Origin of the sequence: Moorena sp. SIO4G3, from assembly GCF_010692305.1 — a bacterium.
Classification (GTDB): Bacteria; Cyanobacteriota; Cyanobacteriia; order Cyanobacteriales; family Coleofasciculaceae; genus Moorena; species Moorena producens_A.
This window is the reverse complement of record NZ_JAAHIG010000601.1, coordinates 1-3,353: the sequence shown is the minus strand read 5'-3', so window position 1 is coordinate 3,353 and position 3,353 is coordinate 1. Positions and strand designations below refer to the sequence as shown.

Below are 3,353 nucleotides of genomic sequence, written 5' to 3'. Positions count from 1 at the left end.
TTACACCCGATATCCCGGTAGCTCTTGACCTTAGGGATTACTAGTTAACATACCTTCTTGAATGAGAGGAAATGCTTATACCTAAGAATGAATATATCAGAAAACACCGATCCTATCAGCTAACTTGATGCTGAAACAGGCACCCTCGCAATTTTACTCATGGAGTAATTACCGCTGTGCCTATGAATTTTATCCTCCAAGCTAGTCAATTGCTAATAGAAAAATCAGGAGTTCCCCATAGACAGTATATCCACCCAGACCTATCAAAGGTCTGTAATTCTGATATCCCCGTTCGCCGTTGGCGGTTACCTATTGGCTAAAACCTTTATTTTTCCTTTGAGCTGGGTAAGTCCTGACTGTTTTGAGAAGGGAAACCTGATATCTTGATAAAGATACTTGTTTTGATCACTATACTTGTTGAGTTAATCATGTCTGACCCATTGTCTCCTGAGGTAAGCGATCGCATTTGTAAGCACATGAACGATGATCATGCTGATGCTGTGGCACTGTATGCTCAGACTTTCGGTAATTCGCCTGATACAGAAGAAGCAGAAATGGTTTCCATTGATCCTCAAGGCATGAATATAATCACAAAAGTCAATGGGGAGTCTTCCACTGTGCGCATTACCTTTGATCATGTACTTAAAGATTCTGAAGATGCTCACTACACCTTAATTGACATGATCAAACAAGCAAGGCAGTCAGTAAGCAACCTGAAGGGGTGACAAGCACGCCTTGAAGCGCCTTGTTGTCACCCCCTCAGGTCACTAACTTTCACTCCCAGAAAAGGTTGAAGATTCACGCTTACCCTTTAGGCAGGGTGAGCTTCAGCATGCCGTTGTGATATTCAGCTTCAACCTGATTTCTGTTAATCTTGGCTGATATTGGAATAACCCGTTTGAATTTCCCATAGCGTAGTTCCGAGCGTACCATACCTCTTCCTTTAGTCCTAGCTGCTGATTTGCGATCGCCACTGATGCAAACAGAGTCTTCGGTGAGTTCAACATCAAGGTCTTTGGCTTCCATGCCTGGAATTTCTAGTCTGAGGTAAACGGCTTTAGGAGTTTCTTCGATCTCTGCATAGGGCATAAACGTCATCCCTGGAAATCCTCCCTCGTCGCTATTCATGAAATGGGTGAGTCGGCGGTTGAGTTCCCGATGCACACTTTCTAGATCTGGCAGATGTTCCGAACGAGTAATAGCCATTATGGTTATCTCCAACTATCCAGTTTTTTTAACCTTCACCTCTAATTTCCGCCCAGTTTATTGTTGCCCAACTAGCCACACTCTAGATAGAATAAAATTCCAGACTGGCAGGAATTGATTCACAGAAAATCTTGGGATGTTTGGAAGCCCCGTCTATGCACAAGCGCGGTGCTGACTTTAGTATCTGATTTTACTGTTTGGGCTGCGGTGAGCAGATTTTACTCTTTTGAGATCTACATTTTTGAGATCTATTTTTGAGATCTATTTTTTGAGATCTAATTATGAGTATTTATTTCTAATAATCCTATTATAACTAAATCTTATAAAAACTGCTGGACGGTTTGACAAACTTGTTTAATATTTTTAATACTAATTTAATATTTTTAATACTTAGAGCCTTGATTTAACACTCTATCATGGCCTAATTAGCTATTTATGCATCAAGACAGGGAATAAGCAACTTGGGATCAGGGAACTTTGGCTCAGGAGACAATACCCCATAGGGAATACGCCATAGGGAATACGCCAAAAATACTGTGTATCTCATTAATATGAGAACCGCTCAATGAAATACTCACAGATTTCCGAAAATGCCTAAAATTGGGGATCCTGTCACTTGTCTCTGGCAGAGAAAACTACAGAAATGCGATGCTCCAAAAGAGCCGCTGCGGGATTGGCCGTAGGCCACGCTAAAAGCGATTGACCGTAGGTCACGCGGGGCGCGATTGACCTTTGGTCACGCTACGCGAACGCAACTACAGTTGAGATTCCCAACTTCTCCAAGCAGCCAGGAATCTTCTCAAACTCGTTTCACCAAAGCTTTTGAAACCCTTCAGGCTTAGAATCCAGAAAATCCAGAAAGTCATAACATTGATCGGAATCATCGGGGAAAATCTGCCAGGGTAAGCTTATATAATTTGGTATAAATTGTAACTGAAAAAAACATTCAACGGATTTTTAGCGATGCAGAGGTGCGACCCGTGGCGAATTTAATTCTTAATGCGGAAAACGCACCATTACGGTCTTGGGAAGGCAGCGCCGCCAAAGGGGGTTCCCCCGGAGACGAAACCTGATTACGTTGAGCCTTTATGGTTGGTAGGCTATGCAGAAAAGGGGTAAAACTTATTGATTAAGGCGAGCCTGTCTTACGGTAACTTCTAACCATGAGCGACTGCCGTGGTTTCCCCCACTCGCGCTTTGCATGGCTGACAGTGAACTTCGTAAAAACTCCGGTCAAAACCAGTAAATTAGTCCTATTGAGTCCGAGATTTTGGCTTGCTTTGAGCAAGACAAACAGAAGTCGTTGCGTTCTCGTAGCGTCGGCAAAGCCGCATCGCAATTAAGAGCTGATTCGTAACGTAAATCTTAAGAAGTCTGAAAGCCTTGCTATGATTGTCTTTTGGTTATTAAATAGTTCAGTTTTTCTAGTTTAGCGCAAGCCTTATCCTACCAGGGCTATTTCATTCTGGATCTAGGTAACGAGTTTAGAGGCTTTCAGGCATCCCATACCTGAATTATCGAAGCCTGAAACGACGTATCCTCGTCAATGCATAAAATATTGTAATTTAGAATGAAATAGCCCTGCTTATCCTACAAGGATTACAGCGAATTTACGAATCAGCTCTAAAATTTCCAGCTTTATCAAATCACAGAATAAATAATCTCTGGGTTATTGATAATAAATGCAGGTTGACATTAATCAAACTTAAATTATTCTGAATATATAGAACTACGCACTAAAGTTAGGACATTGATACAAGCATAAAAAGCTGTTGTAGTCAACTTTAGGATGCATGCCTCTTGCCAATGCCATTGCACGTAGCGCTATAATACCATTTTATCTAAGCTAATAGTGATGATCCGTATAAACAGCTACAGTAACGCATATTAAAACCATAATTCCTAGATAGCCATAATTAATGACCAATGACTAATGTAAGAAACTACCCAAAACTTCAGAGCTGCTTCGCTAAACTAACACCTAAAAACCAATTTCCAGGTGCTTGTACATCCTCACTATACAAAAATTGATCGAAGATTTGTTTGAACTACTCTTTAGAAATAGAACTATCAAGATTGATATCGAGAGTTTCAAAAGCTTCCTCTATATGAGTTGTATCGATTTGGTAAGCTTGATAAAATAGTTA

General features: G+C 40.9%; 2 protein-coding genes. One reads left to right on the top strand and one right to left on the bottom strand.

Annotation, left to right across the window (positions count from 1 at the left end; all coding sequences use genetic code 11):
* The first annotated feature begins 428 nt into the window (after nt 1-428).
* Nucleotides 429-725 (top strand): DUF2470 domain-containing protein, encoded by a 297-nt coding sequence (locus F6J99_RS43445; protein WP_293123245.1) that lies wholly within the window; start codon nt 429-431, stop codon nt 723-725.
* A gap of 79 nt (nt 726-804) precedes the next feature.
* Here F6J99_RS43445 and F6J99_RS43440 read toward each other — a convergent pair whose 3' ends face one another.
* Nucleotides 805-1,206 (bottom strand): Hsp20/alpha crystallin family protein, encoded by a 402-nt coding sequence (locus F6J99_RS43440; protein ID WP_070393149.1) that lies wholly within the window; start codon nt 1,204-1,206, stop codon nt 805-807.
* Between the last annotated feature and the right edge of the window lie 2,147 nt (nt 1,207-3,353).